Annotated in this window: 12 protein-coding genes; 2 read left to right on the top strand and 10 right to left on the bottom strand. The window is 34.6% G+C overall.

The genetic code is table 11. The features are described 5' to 3' along the window. Window positions 1–26: 26 nt before the first annotated feature. Genes FLV_RS18595 through FLV_RS18565 form a run of 7 tightly spaced genes read right to left on the bottom strand, consistent with a single transcriptional unit; the run spans window position 27 to window position 9707 of the window. Window positions 27–1217: a cytochrome c oxidase subunit II gene (locus FLV_RS18595; RefSeq protein WP_243236190.1), complete on the bottom strand. Its 1191-nt coding sequence runs from the start codon at window positions 1215–1217 to the stop codon at window positions 27–29. A gap of 19 nt (window positions 1218–1236) precedes the next feature. Continuing rightward, complete coding sequence (locus tag FLV_RS18590; protein ID WP_243236189.1) at window positions 1237–2760, bottom strand: quinol:cytochrome C oxidoreductase; 1524 nt, start codon at window positions 2758–2760, stop codon at window positions 1237–1239. Between the two features lie 27 nt (window positions 2761–2787). Beyond that, on the bottom strand, window positions 2788–3333 hold the full coding sequence (locus tag FLV_RS18585) for a cytochrome c (protein WP_243236188.1): 546 nt from the start codon (window positions 3331–3333) through the stop codon (window positions 2788–2790). Between the two features lie 8 nt (window positions 3334–3341). After that, complete coding sequence (locus tag FLV_RS18580) at window positions 3342–3866, bottom strand: DUF3341 domain-containing protein (protein ID WP_017498155.1); 525 nt, start codon at window positions 3864–3866, stop codon at window positions 3342–3344. Next, window positions 3859–5262, bottom strand: a complete 1404-nt coding sequence (nrfD, locus tag FLV_RS18575; RefSeq protein WP_025572652.1) for an NrfD/PsrC family molybdoenzyme membrane anchor subunit — start codon at window positions 5260–5262, stop codon at window positions 3859–3861. The genes FLV_RS18580 and nrfD overlap by 8 nt, the downstream gene beginning before the upstream one ends. A 33-nt stretch (window positions 5263–5295) precedes the next feature. After that, window positions 5296–8355 (bottom strand): TAT-variant-translocated molybdopterin oxidoreductase, encoded by a 3060-nt coding sequence (locus FLV_RS18570; protein WP_243236187.1) that lies wholly within the window; start codon window positions 8353–8355, stop codon window positions 5296–5298. 32 nt (window positions 8356–8387) lie between these two features. Next, entirely contained in the window at window positions 8388–9707 is a 1320-nt protein-coding gene (locus FLV_RS18565; protein WP_243236186.1) for a c-type cytochrome, read from the bottom strand. A gap of 218 nt (window positions 9708–9925) precedes the next feature. Between FLV_RS18565 and FLV_RS18560 the strand changes: the two genes are divergently transcribed. Next, the gene (locus tag FLV_RS18560) at window positions 9926–10315 is read left to right on the top strand and encodes an SPOR domain-containing protein (RefSeq protein ID WP_243236185.1); all 390 of its coding nucleotides are present in this window, start codon (window positions 9926–9928) and stop codon (window positions 10313–10315) included. Between the two features lie 368 nt (window positions 10316–10683). Here FLV_RS18560 and infB read toward each other — a convergent pair whose 3' ends face one another. The 3 genes from infB to rimP are packed head-to-tail and all read right to left on the bottom strand — an operon-like array spanning window position 10684 to window position 15334. Further along, window positions 10684–13554: a translation initiation factor IF-2 gene (infB, locus tag FLV_RS18555; RefSeq protein WP_243236184.1), complete on the bottom strand. Its 2871-nt coding sequence runs from the start codon at window positions 13552–13554 to the stop codon at window positions 10684–10686. A gap of 48 nt (window positions 13555–13602) precedes the next feature. Continuing rightward, the gene (gene nusA / locus FLV_RS18550; protein ID WP_243236183.1) at window positions 13603–14856 is read right to left on the bottom strand and encodes a transcription termination factor NusA; all 1254 of its coding nucleotides are present in this window, start codon (window positions 14854–14856) and stop codon (window positions 13603–13605) included. Between the two features lie 13 nt (window positions 14857–14869). Continuing rightward, the gene (gene rimP / locus FLV_RS18545) at window positions 14870–15334 is read right to left on the bottom strand and encodes a ribosome assembly cofactor RimP (RefSeq protein WP_243236182.1); all 465 of its coding nucleotides are present in this window, start codon (window positions 15332–15334) and stop codon (window positions 14870–14872) included. 173 nt (window positions 15335–15507) lie between these two features. On the opposite strand from rimP, the gene FLV_RS18540 reads away from it, so the two are divergent. Next, window positions 15508–16332 (top strand): universal stress protein, encoded by an 825-nt coding sequence (locus FLV_RS18540; RefSeq protein ID WP_243236181.1) that lies wholly within the window; start codon window positions 15508–15510, stop codon window positions 16330–16332. Window positions 16333–16376 lie beyond the last annotated feature (44 nt).

Genomic DNA, 16376 nt, shown 5'->3' with positions numbered 1-16376 from the left:
GTGTACTTTAAATTTTCTTAATAATATTATTTAACTGCAACTTTTGCTACAGCTGCTTTAACAGTATCGATAACTGCTTTTACAGTATCTTTTACTTTAGCAGTTGTATCTGTAGTTGCCTCAGCTCCTTCAGCTGGTTTCTCAGCCGCAGCTGCAGCTTTAATATCCTGAGCTAAAGTTGTTTTCTCACTTAGCCATTTTTTATAATCTTCTGGTGAATCTACCACAACTTTCATTTGCATATTGTAGTGAGAAGCTCCACAAATTTTATTACACAACAATAAGTAATCAAATGTATAAGGATCTAAAGCTGTACCTCCTTTTGCAACTAACTCAGCACTTTTTTCATTTCTAAGTTTATTGATATTAGCCACTTTTTGAACCATAAAAGGTAATTCTCTATATTCAGCAGTTGTGTAAGTTGGAACAAATGCAAATTCTGTAACCATCCCAGGAACACAGTTCATTTGCGCTCTAAAATGAGGAAAATAAGCTGAGTGTAAAACGTCCTGAGAGCGCATTTTGAAATGTACTTTCTTTCCTTTAGGAATATGCAATTCAGTTACTACAATATCATCCTGAGCATTAGGATCAGACATATCAACACCTAATGTATTAATACCTTCAATCAAACGAACGTTGGCTTTTCCTAACACATTATCTTGTCCAGCATAACGTGCAGTCCATTTAAATTGTTGTGCATAAAGTTCAATTTCAACTACATCTTCGTCTTTATCAACAAACATAATGTTATTCCAGGCGTACAATCCATAAAGGATTAAAACAGCTAAAACAACAGATGGAATAATACTCCAGATTGCTTCTAATTTATTACTATCAGCAAAAAATAAAGCTTTTTTATCTTTATTCCCTTTGTATTTAAAAGAAAACCAATACAACAAACCTTGAGTAATAACCTGAACAGTAAAAATCAATACCCAAGTAATATTCATTAAACTATCTACTAAAAGTCCATGCTCTGAAGCAGGTGTATGAAGTGCTAAATTACCCCATTTTAGTAAACCGTAAATAGTGAATATATAAATGAATGCCAAGAAGCCAAACATAATGTATCCCTGAACATTGTTATCATTATCAGATGCTACCTGAGAATCGTCCGAAGAAGACCCTACCTGAGTAAGATCAAATATCTTGGTCAATTGCCATAACGCAACTGCTAATAAAACTAAAACTATAATTACCAACAAACTTGTCATCTGTTTATTTCTTTAAATATTAATAATGAAAATGTTTACTTTCTTCTATGAAAGGATTTCTTTTTGCTAACAAAGGAGACTTACTCAATGCAGTAAACACTACGAAAATAAACAAACCTAAGAAGAAAAGAATAGATGCAATTTCAGAAACTCCAATAAACCATCTGTCACCAACTGTACCAGGCATAATCATATTAAAGAAGTCAACATAATGCCCTAATAAGATCACAATTCCTGCCATTACAATAATCCAATTAAGACGTTTAAAATCTGTATTAATTAAAATTAGCACAGGGAAGAGAAAATTCATAACCACAGCACCAAAGAAAGGAAGGTTGTATAATTGAATTCTTGTTATAAAATACGTAACTTCTTCAGGAATATTTGCATACCAGATTAACATGAATTGAGAAAACCACAAATAAGTCCAGAAAATACTAATCCCAAACATAAATTTCGCTAAATCATGAATATGACTTGTATTCACAAATTCTAAATATCCTTTTGATTTCAAGTACACCGTAACTAAAGCGATAGTAGTAATACCGCTTACAAAGAAAGAAGCGAATACATACCATCCAAATAATGTACTAAACCAGTGTGGGTCAAAAGACATAATCCAATCCCAAGACATAATAGACTCAGAAACGATAAAGAACACTAAGAAACCAGCAGATAATTTAAAGTTCTTTTTGTAGTATAGATCATCATTAGCTTCATCCTGAGCTAAACAATTTTTTCTAGAATAAATACGGTATAAGTTCCAGCCTAATAAAAAGACAAAAGCTCTAACAATCCAAAAAGGAAAATTTAAATATCCAGATTTACCAGCAATAATAGCGTCATAGTTAGCGTGGGTAGGATCTGTAACACCTTTACCTAACCAAACAAAAATATGATTAAAATGCAATCCACAAAGAACTAAAATAATAAAGAAAATGATAGAACCAGCTGGTAAATAAGCTGTAATTCCCTGCATAACTCTAAACAATACAGGAGACCAACCAGCCTGTGCTACTTGTTGAATAGCATAAAATGCTAAAACTCCCATAGAAAGCAATAAGAAGAAAATACAAGCAACATACAAAGCAGACCAAGGTTTGTTTTGTAATTGGTGTAAAACATGTTCAGCATGAGCTTTAGAATAATGTCCGTGAGAAACTTCTTCATGCTTTTCTGCTTTTACTTCATGATTAGTAACTGCAGTTTCGTGAGCTGCTTCAGTTTTTGCTTCATGAACAGAATCTTCATTTGCAACAACTGAGTCTTTATTTACAGCGACTACAGCATGTGCTTCTTCAGTTTGTTCATGGTGAGCGACCTCTTCAGTTTTTGCTTCATGACTAACTTCAGCCTTTTCCTCATGATGTGCTGCAGCAGCTTCATGATGGCCACCGCCATGTTCTGATGCTTCTTTTTTAAGAAGAGTTTCTACCTCTTCAATATTTTTAGGAGCGTTTAAAAAACCATATCCAATCCCTAATATACCAACGGCCATTAGAATGATAGAAAAAGTTTTTAATTTACTTGAAAATGTGTACATATCTATTACGATCAGTTTGTTCAACAATTATAATTGGCTTTTTAGTTTTAGAACATAGTCAGCAACTAACCAACGTTCGTGGGCACTTAATTGATTTGCATGTGAACCCATTGCATTTAAACCATAAGTTTCAACATGAAAAATACTTCCTTCGGTGATTTCTCTGTCTTTATAGCTAGGTACTCCAAGAAATTTTTCTCTTTCAACCAATTTACCTTTACCGTTTCCAGTTGCACCGTGGCAACTGATACAATAAATTTCGAAAAGCTCTTTTCCTTTGTCAGAATTTTTTTCTTCTGCAGTCAAAGGAGATTTTAAATTAGCTTTAGCCAATTCATATCCTGCTGTCGAATTTTCATATTCATAAGGTTCAAAACCTCTGTTGATAGTTCCCTCTACCGGAAGCTGACCTTCTTTACCTCCTTTAAATACTTTTGCTTCTGAATAAGGTTCGTACCCTACAGATTCATACATATTTGGGAAATACTGATAGTTTGGTGCCGAATTATTGTGGCAAGATGAAACTAAAATAGTTATACCAACTAAAAGTGTTATTTTATATATCCTTTTCATAGCTACAATTAATTCTTTTCAATTACTTTAACTTCAACAGCTCCTGTACCTTCGAAAAAAGAAACTAATTCAGCTTCATTATCGTTTACAGCAACTTCCATTAAAAAATGGTCATCTGTTGTTCTTACATCTGGATTTTCAGCTTGCTTAAATGGCCATAATCTACTTCTCATATAGAAAGTGATTACCATTAAGTGTGCAGCAAAAAAAACAGTCATCTCAAACATAATTGGCACAAAAGATGGCATATTTTGAATGAAACTAAAACTTGGTTTTCCACCAATGTCTTGTGGCCAATCATGAATCATTATATAACTCATCATAAATGTTGCAACAGAAATACCAACACATCCATATAGGAACGCACAAATTGCTAATCTTGTTGGTGCTAAACCCATAGCTTTATCCAATCCGTGAACCGGGAATGGAGTAAAAACCTCTTCAATATGATGATGAGCAGCTCTGGTTTTCTTTACTGCATCCATCAAAATATCATCGTCATTATAAATGGCGTATATTACTTTATTACTCATGATGTGAATCTTTACTATTTGCTCTTTCTCTAATGTAATTATCTCCTGTTCCTTTTAAAATTGTTTTCACCTCTGCCTGAGCAATTACAGGGAATGTTCTTGAGTATAACAAAAACAACACAAAAAAGAAACCAATTGTCCCAATGAAAATTCCAATATCAACAAATGTTGGTGAAAACATTGTCCAAGAAGATGGAAGATAATCTCTATGTAAAGAAGTAACAATGATTACAAATCTTTCAAACCACATTCCGATATTTACTACAATCGAAATTACAAATGAAAACATAATACTTGTTCTTAGTTTTTTGAACCACATAAACTGAGGAGAAAAAACGTTACAAGTCATCATTGCCCAATAGGCCCACCAGTAAGGTCCGGTAGCTCTGTTTAAGAATGCATATTGCTCATATTCTACACCTGAATACCAAGCTACAAATAACTCTGTAATATAAGCCACACCAACGATAGAACCCGTAATCATGATAATGATATTCATCAATTCAATATGTTGTAATGTGATATAAGCTTCAAGATTAGAAACTTTTCTCATAACAATTAACAATGTGTTTACCATTGCAAATCCAGAGAAAACCGCTCCAGCAACGAAGTATGGAGGGAAAATTGTTGTGTGCCATCCAGGAATTACAGAAGTAGCAAAGTCCATAGATACAATCGTGTGTACAGAAAGTACAAGAGGCGTAGCTAAACCAGCTAATACCAAAGATACTTCTTCAAAACGTTGCCAGTCTTTTGCTCTACCACTCCATCCAAAACTTAAAATAGAATAAACTCTTTTATTAAATGGAGTTATAGCTCTATCACGAAGCATTGCAAAGTCAGGCAGCAAACCAGTCCACCAGAAAACTAATGATACTGAAAGATACGTTGAAATCGCAAATACGTCCCAAAGTAACGGTGAATTAAAGTTTACCCATAGGGATCCAAATTGATTTGGAATAGGTAATACCCAGTATGCCAACCATGGACGACCCATGTGAATAATTGGGAATAAACCTGCCTGAACTACTGAGAAAATAGTCATAGCTTCAGCAGAACGGTTAATAGCCATTCTCCAACGTTGACGGAAAAGTAATAATACCGCAGAAATTAATGTTCCGGCGTGACCAATACCAACCCACCAAACGAAGTTAGTAATATCCCAGGCCCAACCAACTGTTTTGTTTAATCCCCATGTTCCGATACCGGTAGATACGGTGTAAATTATACAACCTAACCCCCAAAGGAAGGCTATTAATGCGATTGAAAATACAATCCACCATTGTTTATTTGCAGGACCTTCAACAGGTGCTGCCACATCTACAGTTACATCATGATATGATTTATCACCTATAACTAAAGGTTTTCTAATGGGTGCTTCGTAGTGAGACGACATAATCCTTTATATTGTTTCTTAATTAATAATTTACTAAGTATTTCTAACTTTTACGTGATAGAAAACATTTGGTTTTGTACCCACATGCTCTAATAAGTGGTATGCTCTTTCGCTTTCAGCTAATTTAGCAACTTCACTTTCTTTATCATTCACATCACCAAATACCATTGCTCCAGAAGAACAAGCCGCAGAACAAGCACAAGCATTGTTAAATTCATCTTTTGCTACGACTCTACCTTCACGTTTTGCCTGAAGAATTACAGCCTGAGTACTTTGGATACAGAAAGAACATTTTTCCATAACTCCACGTGAACGAACGTTTACGTCTGGGTTTAATACCATACGACCTAAATCATCATTCATGTGATAATCGAATTCACTATTCTTGTTGTACAAGAACCAGTTAAAACGACGAACTTTATAAGGACAGTTGTTTGCACAATAACGAGTACCAACACATCTGTTATAAGCCATGTGATTTTGACCTTGACGACCATGAGATGTAGCAGCTACAGGACATACTGTTTCACAAGGTGCGTGATTACAGTGCTGACACATTACAGGTTGGAATGCTACTTGAGGATTTTCTCCCGGTTTTTCCATTTCATTGAATGTAGACAATGAACTAGACAAACCTGCAATTCCTTCTTTTCTTTCATTATCACCTTCAAAAGTGCTTTCAGAAGAATAATACCTGTCGATACGCAACCAATGCATATCACGGCTTCTTCTAACTTCTGCTTTACCTACAACAGGAACGTTATTTTCAGCATGACAAGCAATAACACAAGCACCACATCCAGTACAAGCATTTAAATCAATTGATAAGTTGAAATGATGACCTGTAGAACGATCAAATGATTCCCATAAGTCAACAGTTGTAGCTTCAACTTCCTGATGATCTAAAGATACCATTGGTTTTTCATTCCAATGTTCTGCATCTTCTTTATTAAAAATATCTAAAGAAGTTTCCTTAATAATATCTCCTCTACCCATTAAAGTTTTCTGACCTTGGACACAAGCAAACTCATGTTCTCCTCCAGCTTTAACGATAGATACAGATTGAACCCCATCGAAACCTTTATATAAAGCGTAAGCATTTAAACCTACTTGCATTTCTTCTTTTAAAGCAGCTTTACGACCGTAACCAAGAGCCAAACCTAAAGTTCCAACTGCCTGACCTGGCTGAACGATAACCGGAACATTCTCCAATTTAATACCATCAACCGTAGTGATTGTAGCATAACTACCATTTAAACCACCGTTAGCAACAATTTCATTTGACAAACCAAGTTTTGTAGCATCAGCATTTGATACTGTAACATAGTTATCCCAAGAAACTCTTGTAATTGGATCTGGAAACTCTTGTAACCATGGGTTATTTGCATGCTGTCCGTCCCCTAATCCCGTTTTAGTATATAGTACTAATTCGAAATCACCAGCTGACTTAGATTTTGCAACAGCATTTGCAGCCGAAGCAGCATCAATAGCACCTCCAGATAATGCAGCAGATCCAAGTACAGCAACACCATCATGCAATACTTTATTCCAAGAAGAACCTACAGTAAATACTCCAGAGTTTACTTTTAAATAATCATAAAAAGTACCAACAGCACCATTTAATGACAATAAAACATCTTGAAATTGTTTTGTATTAAAGATAGGACGAATTGTAGGCTGAGTTAAACTATAAGTTCCTTTTGTTATTTCCACATCGCCCCAAGATTCTAAATAATGAGGTGCCGGAGCAGCAACTGTAACAATTGACGCAGTTTCATCTTCTTTCAATGAAAAAGCAACCGAAGTTTTAACTTTTTTCAATCCAGCTACAAAAGAAGCTGAATCAGCTAAAGTATAAACTGGATTAACTCCACTCATAATTAAAGTATGAACACTTCCTGCGTTCAAATCTTTAACTAACTGAGAAACGATAACATTAGAACCTTTTCTAATTTGTCTTGCACCAACAGTTGTAAAAGCCTCACTAGCCAACACTTGGTTGATTGCTAAAACTAATAATTGAGCATTTTTATCCTCAATACCAGATACTAAAACTCCTTTTGATCCAGCGGCTTTAAGTTGCTGAGCAGCTTTAACTACTTCAGTTTTGACTTTATCATCTAAAGACACAGCAACTGAAGCACCTGTAATAATATTATAAATTTGAACTAAAGCTTGTTTTTGAGCAGCTATAGTCATCGGAACTCGTTTATCAGCAGCAGCTCCAGATAAAGTCATATTTGATTCAAACTGGAAGTGACGAGACATTTTTCCATTTTGAGGAATACGCCCTTTTGCGTATCCGGAATCATATCCCCCACCTTGCCAATCTCCTAAGAAATCAGCACCAACAGATACAATTAAATTAGCTTTTGAAAAATCGTAATCAACTAAAGCTCTTTGACCAAATACAGATTCAAAAGCATCTAAAGCCTCAGATGAAGAAACCGCATCATAAACAACATGCTTTGCATTTGGATTTTTAGCAATAAATTCTGCAATTAATTTTTCTGTAGATGGGCTCGCTAAAGTATTAGTCAATAAAACTACTTGCCCACCTTTAGCTTTTGCATCAGCTATGCTTGATTTAATTTTTAAATCAACTGCTGACCAAGTAGAATCTTTACCATCTACTTTTGGCTCTTTCAAACGTGCACTATCATACAATCCTAAGATAGAAGCATGAATTCTTGCATTCGCCGCAAATTTAGCACCAACAATTGTATTGTTTTCAATTTTAATTGGACGACCCTCACGAGTTTTAACCAAAAGATTAGCAAAATCAAAACCGTCAAAAACTGTAGTTGCATAATAATCTGCAACACCAGGAATGATTTGTTCTGGCTGTAAAACATAAGGGATAGACTTGTGAACAGGACCTTCGCACGCAGCTAAAGTAACAGCTGCTGTACTAAACCCTACGTACTTTAAAAAGTCACGACGTGAAGTTCCAGATGTAGATAAAGCATCAGCATTACCTAAAAATTCATCAGTAGGAATTTCTTCAACAAACTCGTTATTTCTAAGCGCCTCAACAATAGAACTATTTTCTAGCTCCTCAACACTTTTCCAGTATTTTTTGTTTGATGACATTGTATATATATATTAAAATCTTAATAAATCGATTAATAGTGGCATTTACCACACTCTAAACCTCCCATTTGCGCTGCAGTTAATTTCTCTACACCGTATTTTTTAGAAAGCTCAGCATGAATTTTATCATAATATGCATTTCCTTCCATCTTAACATCAGTTTTTCTATGGCAATCTACACACCATCCCATTGTTAATTTAGAGTATTGCTTCATGATTTCAAATTCCTCTACTGGTCCGTGACAAGTTTGACATTCAAGTCCCGCAACAGAAACGTGCTGTGAGTGATTGAAATACACAAAATCCGGCAAATTATGAATACGAACCCATTTAACAGGCTTAGTCTTCCCAGTATAAACCTGTTTAGTTTTATCCCAACCAACAGCATCATATAACTTCTGTATTTCACCATCGTAAAATGCTTTACTATACTCAGCAGTAGCAGTTGTTTCAGCAACTTCAGAAATATTTTTATGACAGTTCATACAAACATTCAAAGAAGGAATTCCGGCTGTTTTACTTACACGAGCAGCAGAGTGACAATATTTACAATTAATCTCGTTATCTCCAGCGTGAATTTTATGAGAATAGTGAATTGGCTGAATTGGCTCGTAGTTTTGATCCACACCAACCTGCATTAAATACCCATATACAAAATACCCACTAGCCAAAAGCAAGAATATTGAAGTAACCAATACCAAGAATTGATTTCTCGCAAAAGCTTTCCAGATTGGAGTTGTAGCTTCTTTTGGAGCAACCTCTATACCATTTTTATTTGCAACCTTAGTTAAAACTTTGTTCACCATGAACAACATCACAACCAAAATAGCCATTACAAGCGCAAGAGCTCCTAAAATAATATTATTAGAAATTCCACCACTTTCAACTTTAGTATTCGGAGGAGCAGCACCTACTGCAGGCTCAGCTTTTACTTCAGAAGTATAAGCGATAATATTATCAATATCACCTTCTGACAGTTGAGGAAAAGAAGTCATTACAGACTTATTATTCTCCTCAAAAAGCTTAACAGCAACAGGATCTCCTGATTTAATCATATCAGAACTGTTGTGTACCCATTTGTAAAGCCAAGCTTTATCATGCTTATCAGCAACCCCCCTTAAAGCAGGACCAGTTGATTTAGCATCTAATTTGTGACATGCAGCGCAATTTGCATTAAAAAGTTCCTTCCCTTTTACCGGATCACCTCCAGACGCAGCAGCTGGAGCAGCTTCAGTCGCCGCAGGAACTGCAGCAGGATCTTGAGCAAATGAAGTTAGGGAGAAAATCAGCGTTAGCGATAAGCTAAGCAATAATTTTCTTGAGATCGAATTATGGTTACCCACCTTTTTCATATAGTATAAAATTATCTACTAATTTTTTGGTATGATTTTTTCTGTAACTCCAGTCAAAACCTAATACCTTTTTTTTAAAACTTGCACAAAAATACAATTTAAGTACTATTCTCAAAACCTTAAAATAGTCTTAAATATCAATTTATATCAATTCTAAATAATAAGAACATTTCACATATAAACTTTAAATACTACTTTTGTACAAAAACCATCACATTATGAGAATTTTAACTCCTTCAAAAAAGATTTTTCTATTATTACCAATGTTTGCTTTAACATATAATATTAATGCTCAAGACCAAAATGTTACTTTGAATCAGGACCCTAAATTTGAACAATTATTGAATGATAAACGTAAAATTAACACGTCAATTAGCACCAACGATAATTACAAAATTCAAATTTTCAGCGGAAAAAGCGATGAAGCAAAAAAAACATTATCTAATTTTAAAAGAGAATTTAACCCCATAGACGGAACAATAATTTTTAATACTCCAAACTACAAAGTCCTTGTTGGAAATTTTAAAACCAGAATTGAAGCGGAACGGAATTTAGAAGAAATTAAAAAGAAATACAAAAGCGTTTTTCTTGTTAAACCAAGTAAATAAAACCCTCAATTCTCCTAAAAGAGGCTGTCTCAAAACCAAGACAGCCTCTTTTTTATTTGAATTATTATCACAAAATATTCCAATCCGGCATGCATTTATCGAGTAATACTGATTTAATCATTTATTTATCGTTTTATTTCCAATATAAAAAAATTATTAATTCCCCTTTTTTAACAGAATTTCTTTATTCCTCATAAATCAAAAAAATCATTCACAACACATAACCCCATTAGTCTTTACAGCCAATTCTAATCAATATTAGAGACTAAAAATAAAAACAAAGAACTTTTACTTTCAACTTAATCGAGAAGAATTAGAAGCAAAAAAAAAGTCCCAATTTTCATTGGGACTTTTTTTTTGCTTAAATATTATTTCAACTTCTTTTTAATTGCAACTTCATGGTACGCTTCAATAACATCTCTTTCTTCGATATCATTAAAACCTTTAATCTGGATACCACAATCATACCCTTTGGTCACCTCTTTAACATCATCTTTAAAGCGTTTTAAAGCAACAAGTTCCCCTGTATGAACAACAACACCTTCTCTGATTACTCTAATTTTTGAAGCTCTTAAAATCTTACCATCTGTCACCATACAACCTGCAATAGAACCCACCTTAGAAATTTTGAAAATCTCACGAATTTCTGCAGTTCCAAGAACTTCTTCTTTCATTTCAGGAGCCAGCATCCCTTCCATTGCGTCTTTTAAGTCATCGATAGCAGCGTAGATAATAGAATAGTAACGAATATCGATTTCTTCTTTATCTGCAAGCTGCCTTGCATTACCCGCAGGACGTACATTAAATCCGATAATAATAGCATCTGAAGCAGAAGCTAAGTTAACATCAGTTTCTGTAATTGCGCCAACACCTTTATGAATAATATTAATCTGAACTTCTTCCGTAGAAAGCTTAGAGAACGAGTCAGATAATGCTTCAACAGATCCATCAACGTCTCCTTTAAGAATAACATTTAATTCTTTAAACTGACCAAGAGCAATACGACGTCCAATCTCATCAAGCGTAATATGTCTTTGCGTACGTACAGATTGCTCACGCATTAACTGAGAACGCTTAGATGCAATTTGTTTTGCTTCTTTTTCATCCTCAAATACATTAAATTTATCTCCAGCCGTAGCAGCTCCGTCAAGACCTAAAACAGATACCGGAGTCGACGGACCAGCTTCTTTTACATTATGTCCACGTTCGTCATGCATTGCTTTAATTTTCCCATGATGCTTTCCAGCCAACATATAATCTCCAACTTTCAAAGTTCCATGCTGAACTAAAATCGTCGACACATATCCTTTTCCTTTATCCAAGAAAGCCTCAACTACAGTTCCCTGAGCCGCTTTATTTGGATTTGATTTTAAATCTAAAATTTCAGCTTCTAATAAAACCTTTTCCAATAATTCTTTTACCCCTGTTCCAACTTTTGCAGAAATATCATGTGATTGAATTTTCCCACCCCAATCTTCAACAAGTAAATTCATACCGGCCAAACGCTCTTTGATTTTCTCAACATTAGCATTTGGTTTATCAATTTTATTTATTGCAAATATAATTGGTACTCCCGCAGCCTGTGCGTGAGAAATTGCTTCTTTTGTTTGCGGCATAATATCATCATCCGCAGCAACTACAATAATAGCAATATCAGTAACCTGAGCACCACGTGCACGCATCGCTGTAAACGCCTCGTGACCCGGTGTATCTAAAAATGCAATTTTTTGACCGTTATCTAAAGTCACTCCATATGCCCCAATGTGCTGTGTAATACCTCCAGACTCACCAGCGATAACATTCTCTTTACGGATATAATCCAGCAAAGATGTTTTACCGTGATCGACGTGCCCCATTACAGTAACAATTGGCGCTCTAACAACTAAATCTTCTTCTCTATCTTCAACTATCTCAATAGCTTCTTCAATATCAACCGTTATAAACTCAACCTCATAACCAAACTCATCAGCAACAATCGTTAAAGTTTCAGCATCTAAACGCTGATTCATAGTAACCATGATACCAAGAGACATACAAGTTCCGATAACTTTAGTAATTGGCACATCCATCATGATTGCAATTTCACCAACTGTAACAAATTCAGTAACCTTAATAGTTTTACTTCCTTCATCAAGCGCTCTTTGCTCTTCATCAGATTTCTGACGGTGCGTATCTCTTTTATCTCTTCTGTATTTAGCAGCTTTTGATTTACCACCTTTCCCCTGAAGTTTTTCAAGAGTCTCTCTAATTTGGTTTTTTACTTCCTCTTCTGTAGGCTCTACTTTTGCCACAATAGCTGGACGATTTCCTTTTACGAAACCTGGCCTCGCACTTCTGTTAGCATTAAAACCTCCTCCAGTATTTGGAGTAATTTTATTAGGATTTGGTGTACCTGGCGCATTAGCCGGTCTAGGTGCACCTGGCGCTCCAGGAGTTCCTGGCTTAGGAGCAATTCTTTTACGCTTATTTTTATTGGCGTTATTGTTTGCTCCAGGCGCTCCCGGTTTGTTTGGAGTTATCTTTGGATCTTCTTTCTTTTTCTTTGGTTTATTAAATTGAGATAAATCAATTGTTTGACCTGTAAGTGTAGTTCCTGATAATTTTTGATATTGAGTAGTGATCGTTTCTTCTGCAGTTGCAGAATCAGTTGAAATAACTGGCTCCTGAGCTACTTTAGGCGTTTCAACTTTTACTTCTTTTTTCTCTGTAATAATAGGTTTTTCGACTTTTTCTTGAGCAACAACAGGAGTTTCAACTTTTACTTCTTCTTTTTGAACAGGTTTTTCAACTTCTGCCTGAACAACAACTTTAGGCTCTTCAGCTTTAGCTTTTACCGGCTCCTCTGAAGGAGTAGAAACAGCAACAGGTTTTTTAGGATTCAAATCAATCTTACCTACTTGAACAGGTCCGGTCACAACAGCTTTAGCTTTTATAATTTCCTGTTGTTTTTGACGTTCTTCGTCTTGTCTGCGTTTGTCTTCAATCTCCTTCTCGCGTTCTACACGCAATGCTTCTTTTTCTTTTCTTTTCTCTTCCCCCACCTCTTTAGAAGCTTCCTTATTCCCCTTATCGCCCGCAAATTGGCTTTGCAGGATATTAAATTCGCTATCAGAAATTTTTGCATTTGGATTTGCATCAATAGCAATTCCCTTATCTTTTAGATAATCAACAGCTCTTTCTAACGAAATATTTAATTCCCTTAAAACCTTGTTTATTCTTATTACTCTCTCTTCAGACATATAACCTTTTTATTATTACCTTTTTCGTTGTGTTGTTAGAGCAGATACCTAACTATCGAACTCTTCTTTTAGTATTTTCATAACATCAAGAATTGTTTCCTCCTCCAAATCTGTTCTTCGTACTAAATCTTCTACTTCTTGTTTCAAAATACTTTTTGCAGTATCTAAACCTATTTTTGCAAACTCTTCAATTACCCAGTCTTCAATTTCGTCCGAAAACTCTGTTAATTCTACATCATCTTCATCTGCAATCGCTCCAGCAACATCACCTTCACGAATAACATCTAGTTCATAACCTGTTAACTGACCTGCTAATTTAATATTATGACCTCCTCTACCAATTGCTTTAGAAACCTCTTCTAATTTCAAAAACACTTCAGCTCTTTTGTTTTCTTCATCTATTTTAACCGAAGAAACTTTTGCAGGACTTAATGCTCTTGTAATAAACAATTGAATATTGTTTGTATAATTGATTACGTCGATATTTTCATTTCCTAACTCACGAACAATACCGTGAATACGAGAGCCTTTCATACCAACACAAGCACCAACCGGGTCAATTCTGTCATCATAAGAATCTACCGCTACTTTTGCTTTTTCACCCGGGATACGAACAACATTTTTAACTGTAATTAATCCGTCAAAAACTTCCGGAATTTCCTGCTCAAACAATTTCTCTAAAAACTTCTCAGAAGTTCTCGACATAATGATTTGAGGCTTATTCCCTTTTAATTCAACGCTTTCAATTATCCCTCTAACATTATCCCCTTTACGGAAAAAGTCAGACGGAATTTGTTTTTCTTTTGGAAGCACAATTTCATTTCCTTCATCATCAACCAAGATAACTACTCTTGGACGCACATGATGTACTTCGGCAGTATATATATCACCAATAATATCTTTAAATTGTTTGTAAAGATTGGTATTATCGTGTTCGTGAATTTTTGATATTAAGTTTTGACGCAAGGCCAAAATAGCTCTTCTTCCTAAATCAATCAATTTAACTTCTTCAGAAACTTCTTCACCAATTTCAAAATCGGCTTCAATCATTCTTGCTTCTGTTAAAGTAATTTCTTCATTTTCAAAATCAAGATCTTCGTCTGCAACGATTACTCTTCTTCTCCAAATCTCCATATCTCCCTTATCCGGATTTATGATAATATCGAAGTTATCATCAGAACCGTATTTTTTCTTCAATGCATTTCTAAACACGTCCTCTAAAATTGCCATAAGCGTTACACGATCAATAAGTTTATTGTCTTTAAACTCTGAGAATGAATCGATTAATGCTAAATTTTCCATGCGAATTCTTTAATTAAAATGTTACTGTAACAATTGCCTCTTTAATTTCTCTATAAGGTATTTGTTGCTCTTTTTGAACTGTTTCTTTTCCTTTTCCTATTTTCTTCGGTTCTCTGGCTTCCCAAGACAAAATTATAAAAACATCGTTAGCTTCTACTAATTCTGCTTCAATTTTTTCACTATTTGTAGTAACAATCAATGTTCTACCAATATTTTTCACATATTGCCTTGTAAATTTCAGCGGCGAACCTACTCCTACAGATGCAACTTCAAGAGAAAAATCTTGTTCCTCGCGATCCAGATTATTCTCAATTGCACGACTAATATCAATACAATCCTGAAGTGCCACTCCATTATCACCATCTAAACCTACACTAATCTTAAAAGAATCAGAAATACTCAAATCAATCAAAAAGATTGAGGGCCTTTCTAAAAGGGCTTCAGTAATTAATGCGTTTACTTTTTCTTTAAATGTCATAATTTTATAAAAAGAGGGGACACTTAGTCCCCTCATTATTTAGATTTTAATAAATAACGGTGCAAATATAGTGTTTTTTTTATAAATCAAATAATTAGATTACCCTAATAATATTTCTTATCTTTATAAGAGCACCAAATAACGGATTATTCAAATAATTTAACCTCAAAAACATGAAACGAATTTTAGTCCCTACTGACTTCTCAGAACACGCTGAAGACGCCTTAAAAGTCGCAGCACAAATAGCCCGCAAAAACAATTCAGAAATCATCGTGCTTCACATGCTGGAATTACCAAGCCAAATGAACGATGCAATTACAGGCGGAGCAAGCATTCCTGAAACAATGCTGTTTATGAAAAAAGCCCATGAAATGCTGAACAAAACTACCGAAAAAACCTATCTTAAAGACATCTCCGTAACCGAAATCTTAAAAATTGACAAAACGATTCATGGAATCTCACAAGTCAGCAAAGAAAACGATATTGACTTAATTATAATGGGATCACATGGCTCTTCAGGCGTTCAGGAATTACTAATTGGATCTAATACTGAAAAAGTTGTCCGAAATTCTGATATTCCGGTTTTGGTTATTAAAAAAGATATCTCAAATTTTAACGCTTCTACGATAGTTTTTGCTTCAGATTTTACAGAAGAATCTAAAAAACCTTTTGAAAAACTATTAAATTTCACCCAATTCTTTGATTCAAAAATACATCTGGTTACAATTTGCACCCCTAACAGCTTTAAAACAACTCATGTTGTTGAAAAAGCAATGAAAGATTTTATAGATGAATTTAACCTGACAAATTACTCTACCCATATATATAACGACACTAATATTGAAAAAGGAATTATTAATTTTTCAAACAGCATTAATGCAGACATAATAGGAATGTGTACTCATGGCAGAACAGCTTTCGCTCACTTTTTTAACGGCAGCATTAGTGAAGGCTTAGTAAATCATGCAGCAAGACCCGTTATAACATTTAAAATTTAAAAAAAAGCCATAAAAAACCATTTTAAAATTAAAATGGTTTTCTT

It is taken from the genome of Flavobacterium pectinovorum (assembly GCF_022802975.1).
Lineage (GTDB): Bacteria > Bacteroidota > Bacteroidia > Flavobacteriales > Flavobacteriaceae > Flavobacterium > Flavobacterium pectinovorum_B.
The sequence above is the reverse complement of the archived record's forward strand: the minus strand, read 5'-3'. Positions and strand labels throughout refer to the sequence as shown.